A 5,396-nucleotide genomic window follows, 5' to 3' on the forward strand; every position below is an offset into this window, starting at 1 on the left:
GTCGAGCGGCTGTCCGTACGCCGCCCGACCGGCCGGGCGTCCGGGTGTCTCGGCGCTTCCGCGCCTCCGCGCTTCGGGGATTCGGCACTCTGTCGCCGGGTCGGGCCGCCAGGGGTGCCGGGGGAGGCGCCGGGTGGGGCGCGGGGGATGGGGAGCGTGGGGCGGGTGGGGGCGCGAGAGGCGTTCAAGGGGGCGCGCGTAAGGTAGGTGGCCGCCGGTGATCAGGGGCGTGCGGACCGGCGGTCGGGCAGGCGCGCGTACCGTGGTGCGGACCGCCTGGCCTGGGCACATGCCCCTGTCACACGGCGTGGCCGGGTTCGGCCGCCGGGCCCGGTCCGCAGGTATGGGGACCGGCGCGGCGGGGGTACCACCTCGGGTGGCGCTGGTACGGCTGACGGGGGCGCCGCCCGGTGCGAACGGCATCGGGGGAAGTCGAGGGGCAGGGGACGTTGTGATCGTCTGGGTCAATGGCACATTCGGGGCGGGCAAGACGACTGCCTGCCGTGAGTTGGTGGAGCTGCTGCCGGGGAGCACGCTGTTCGATCCCGAGCTCGTCGGGTTCGGGCTGCGCGACCTCCTGCCCGCGGACCGGCTGGCCGCCGTGTCCGACTTCCAGGACCTCCCGGCCTGGCGCCGGCTCGTCCCCGAGACGGCCGCCGCGCTGCTCGGCGAGGTGCCGGGGCCGCTGGTGGTCCCGATGACGCTGCTCCGGGAGGACTACCGCGACGAGATCTTCGGCTCGCTCGCCTCGAACGGCATCACGGTGCACCACCTGGTCCTGGACCCTGAAGAAACGATCCTGCGTGCGCGTATCGCCCAGCGGGACGAGTGCCCCGGCGATCCGGAGCGCAGCGAGCGCGTCCGGCAGTGGTGCCTGGAGCACCTGCCGCGGTACCGGGCCGCCCGCCGCTGGCTCATCGAGGACGCCCGGATGGTCGACAACGGCGAGCTGACCCCGCGCGAGACCGCCGCCCGGCTCGCCCAGCTCGTCCGTGACGGCTCGGCCCGCTGCCCGATCGTCCAGACCCCGGACCCGACCGGGGACACGGTGGCCTCCGCCGTGCTGTTCTTCGACGAGCAGGACCGGGTCCTGCTCGTCGACCCGGTCTACAAGCCGGACTGGGAGTTCCCCGGCGGGGTCGTCGAGCGCGGCGAGGCGCCGACCGACGCCGCCCTCCGGGAGACCGCCGAGGAGCTGGGGCTGCGGCTCGACCCGGGCACGCTGCGGCTGCTCGCCGTCGACTGGGAGCCGCGCACCGGCCCGCGCCGCGGCGGCCTGCGGCTGGTCTACGACGGCGGCCTGCTGGACGCCGCCGCCCGGCAGAACCTGCTGCTCCAGCAGGAGGAGCTGCGCGGCTGGCGCTTCGTCAGCCTGGACGAGGCCGCCGGTCTGCTGCCCCCGGGCCGGTACCGGCGGCTGGCGGCCGCGCTGGACGCCCGCCGCAGCGGCGAGTTGCGCTACCTGGAGGCCGGCCGCCGGGCCGGTCTCGGCCTGGCCAGGGCGGCGGACGCGGCGTAGCGCCCGTCCTGGTGCCCGCGGCCGCGAGCCGGCGGGGCCGCCCCCGGTGCGGTTCGGGTGTGCCGGGCGGGGCGGGGGCGGGAGGATGGGACCATGCCGTTCACACTGAGCCATCCGGCCGCTGTCCTGCCCCTGCTGCGCGCGGCGGGGGCGCGCGGCCCGCTGGTGGCCTCGGCGCTGGTCGCCGGTTCGATGGCGCCCGATGTGCCGTTCTTCCTGGAGTCGTTGCTGCCCGGCGTCTACGGGCAGGGCGGGACGACCCACCGCTGGTGGGCGGTGCCCACCGTGGACGTGGCGATCGCGGGCGCCCTGGTGGCCGGGTGGCACGGGCTGCTGCGCGCCCCGCTGCTCGCCCTGCTGCCCGAGCGGTGGGCCGGCGCGGCCGAGGCGCTGACGGTCCGGCGGGGCGGCGGCGCGAGTGCGGCCTGGTTCGCCGGCTCGGCGGCGCTGGGCGCGGCCACCCACGTCGGCTGGGACGCCTTCACCCACGGGGGCCGGCTGGGTGTGCGCCTGCTGCCGGTGCTGGACCGGACGGTCGCCGGGCTGCCGCTGTACACCGTGCTGCAGTACGGCAGTTCGGCGCTGGCACTGGCGGCGCTGGCCGGGCACCTGGCGCGGGCGGCCCGTGCGGTGGAGCCGGTCCGGCCCGCCCCGGCGCTCCCCGCGGGGGCCCGGCGGGCCGCCGTGGCGGTGCTCGGCGCGGCCACGGCGGCCGGGGTGGTGCACCGGCTCGTCCCGCTGCGGCGGAACGCGATCCCGGAGTTCTGCTTCGGGGCCGGCGCCGGCCTCGCGGTCGGAGCGGTCGGGTACGCGCTGGTGCACGCGGTCGCGGGGCGGGTGGCGGGCCGGCGGCGGGCGGCCGGGCGGCTGCCGGTGTGACGGCCGCCCGGCGCACCGGGGCGCCGTCACACCGGGGCGCCGTCGCACCGGCAGGGCGGGGCCGGGGCTCAGACGGAGCGCAGCTCGGCGTACCGGTGCAGGAAGAGCGCCTCGGTCAGCGCCATCCGCTCCAGCTCCCGCGGGTCGACGCTCTCGTTGACCGCGTGGATCTGGGTGGTCGGCTCCTCGACGCCGATCAGCACGATCTCGGCCTGCGGGTAGAGCGACTGCAGGGTGTTGCAGAGCGGGATCGAGCCGCCCTCGCCCGAGGCGACCATCGGCGTGCCGAAGGCCTCGGCCATCGCCGCGCCCATCGCCTCGTAGGCCGGGCCGGAGGTGTCGGCGGCGAACGGCTCACCGGCGCCCTGCCGTTCGATCCGCAGCCGGGCACCGGCCGGTGCCTGCGCCTCCAGGTGGGCGATCAGCGCGTCCTGGGCGGCGAGGGCGTCGCCGCCCGGCGGCACCCGCAGGCTGACCAGCGCCTTGGCGGCGGCCTGGACGGAGGAGGTGGCGCCGATCACCGGCGGGGCGTCGATGCCGTGGACGGTGACGGCCGGGCGGGCCCAGAGCCGGTCCGCGACGGTGCCGGTGCCGGTCAGCGCCACGCCGTCCAGCACCTTGGCGTCGGCGCGGAACTGCTCCTCGGGGTACTGCACCCCGGGCCAGGTCTGGTCGCTGGTCAGGCCGGCCACCGCGACGTCGCCGTGCTCGTCGTGCAGCGAGGCCAGCATCCGGACCAGGCCCTGCAGGGCGTCCGGGGCGGCGCCGCCGAAGGCACCCGAGTGCAGGTTCCCGGCCAGGGTGGTGAGCGACACCTCGACCATCGTCATACCGCGCAGGGTGGCCGTGACGGTCGGCAGGCCGGCGGTGAAGTTGCCGGTGTCGCCGATGACGATGGCGTCGGCCGCGAGCAGCTCGGGGTGCGCCTGGGCGTACTGCTCCAGGCCGCCGGTGCCCTGCTCCTCCGAACCCTCGACGATGATCTTCAGCCCGACCGGGTAGCCGCCGTCAACCCGGCGCAGTGCCCGCAGGGCCGTCAGGTGCATCAGGATGTTGCCCTTGCAGTCGGCCGCGCCGCGCCCGTACCAGCGGCCGTCCCGCTCGGTCAGTTCGAAGGCCGGGCTGAGCCAGGCGTCCTCGTCGAGCGGGGGCTGCACGTCGTAGTGGGAGTAGAGCAGCACGGTCGGCGCGCCCTCGGGGCCGGGCAGCTCGGCGTAGACGGCCTGGGTGCCGTCGGGGGTGTCCAGCAGCTGCACCTTCGTCAGGCCCTCGGCGGCGAAGGCGTCCGCGACCCAGCGGGCGGCGCCGCGGCACTCCTCGACCGGGAACTGGCGGGGGTCGGCCACCGAGCGGAACGCGACCAGTTCGGCGAGGTCGGTGCGGGCACGGTCCATCAGGGACCGGACGGCGTCGGCCAGGGGCTGCTGCGGCATCGGGGGCTCCGGTGGTGGTGGTCCGGCCCGGAGGGTGTTCCGGGCGGACGGTGCTGACAGGGGGATATGTCGATCATAGGCGGATCGAACGGGCGGTCCGGAGAGCCGTCCAGGCGTTCGGGGCGGCGCGACGGACGGTGGCTCCGGAGGACGCATAGGATTGCTCGACGTGACTGACTCCGGAAGCTCCGATTCCCGTAGCCCGCTCGACGCCGAGGCGCCCGGACAGCCGTCCGAGCCGCAGCCCGCCCCGCCGCGGGACGGGCCCGATCCGCTGGACGGCGTCTGGGACGTCGTCGTGGTCGGCGCCGGACCGGCCGGGGCCTCGGCCGCGCAGGCCGCCGCCGCCCAGGGCCGCCGCGTCCTGCTGCTCGACAAGGCCGAGCACCCCCGGTACAAGACCTGCGGCGGGGGCATCATCGGCCCCTCCCGGGACAGCCTGCCGCCGGGCTTCCGGCTGCCGCTGCAGGACCGGGTGCACGCCGTCACCTTCGCGTACGGCGGCCGGTTCACCCGGACGCGGCGCTCGAAGCGGATGCTGTTCGGGCTGGTCAACCGGGACGAGTTCGACCTGCGCCTGGTCCAGGCGGCCAAGCAGGCGGGGGCGGTGCTGGTCACCGGAGTGACCGTCACCGGCGTCGAGCAGCGCGGCGGCGAGCACCGCACGGCCGTGGTCACCGCCGCCGACGGCCGCACGTTCGAGGCGCGGGCGGTGGTCGGCGCGGACGGCAGCGCCAGCCGGATCGGGCGGCACGTCGGCGTCTCCTTCGACCAGATCGACCTCGGGCTGGAGGCGGAGATCCCCGTCCCGGCCGAGGTCGTGGCGGACTGGGCCGGCCGGATCCACCTCGACTGGGGTCCGCTGCCCGGCAGTTACGGCTGGGTGTTCCCGAAGACCGAGTCGAACAGCCTGACCGTCGGCGTCATCTCGGCGCGCGGCGACGGCGAGCGGACCAAGCAGTACCTGGCCGACTACATCCGCCGGCTCGGGCTGGCCGGGTTCCCGCCGAGCGTGGAGTCCGGGCACCTGACCCGCTGCCGGGCCGAGGACTCGCCGCTCTCGCGCGGCCGGGTGCTGGTCGCCGGGGACGCGGCCGGTCTGCTGGAGCCGTGGACCCGCGAGGGCATCTCCTACGCGCTGCGCTCGGGCCGGCTGGCCGGGGAGTGGGCGGTCAAGGTGGCCGAGGCGGGCACCGCGGCCGAGGTCCGCCGCGAGGCGCTGAACTACGCGTTCGCGATCAAGGCCGGGCTGGGCGTGGAGATGCGGGCCGGCAAGCTGATGCTGGCTGCCTTCGAGCGCCGTCCGTACCTGTTCCACGCGGCGGTCTGCCTGGTCGCCCCGGCCTGGCGGGCGTTCGCCCGGACCACCCAGGGCCACACCACCTTCGCCCAGGTGCTGCGCCAGTACCGGGCGGCCCGCAGGCTGACCTCGCTCGCCTCGCGGTAGCGGGCGGGGCTCCCGCGGGCCGGCGTCGGGCCGGGCGCGGGGGGGCCCGTAGCGCGGGGGGTGGGCGGGGGGGGGCCGCGCGGGGGCCCCCGCCCCCCCCCGGGCCCAACAACCCGCG

General features: G+C 76.8%; 4 protein-coding genes. 3 read left to right on the top strand and 1 reads right to left on the bottom strand.

Annotation, left to right across the window (positions count from 1 at the left end):
- The first annotated feature begins 451 nt into the window (after positions 1-451).
- A complete protein-coding gene (locus tag ACFWA9_RS38015; RefSeq protein WP_329490790.1) occupies positions 452-1,519 on the top strand; it encodes an NUDIX domain-containing protein in 1,068 nt (355 codons plus the stop codon).
- A 93-nt stretch (positions 1,520-1,612) separates the two neighbouring features.
- A complete protein-coding gene (locus ACFWA9_RS38020) occupies positions 1,613-2,398 on the top strand; it encodes a DUF4184 family protein (RefSeq protein WP_380393940.1) in 786 nt (261 codons plus the stop codon).
- 68 nt (positions 2,399-2,466) lie between these two features.
- Here ACFWA9_RS38020 and ACFWA9_RS38025 read toward each other — a convergent pair whose 3' ends face one another.
- Complete coding sequence (locus ACFWA9_RS38025) at positions 2,467-3,831, bottom strand: dipeptidase (RefSeq protein WP_380393943.1); 1,365 nt, start codon at positions 3,829-3,831, stop codon at positions 2,467-2,469.
- A 274-nt stretch (positions 3,832-4,105) separates the two neighbouring features.
- Here ACFWA9_RS38025 and ACFWA9_RS38030 point away from each other — a divergent pair, with 274 nt between their 5' ends.
- Positions 4,106-5,278, top strand: a complete 1,173-nt coding sequence (locus ACFWA9_RS38030; RefSeq protein WP_352294396.1) for a geranylgeranyl reductase family protein — start codon at positions 4,106-4,108, stop codon at positions 5,276-5,278.
- Positions 5,279-5,396 lie beyond the last annotated feature (118 nt).

The sequence above is a fragment of the Kitasatospora sp. NPDC059973 genome (genome assembly GCF_042737525.1).
Taxonomy (GTDB): domain Bacteria; phylum Actinomycetota; class Actinomycetes; order Streptomycetales; family Streptomycetaceae; genus Kitasatospora.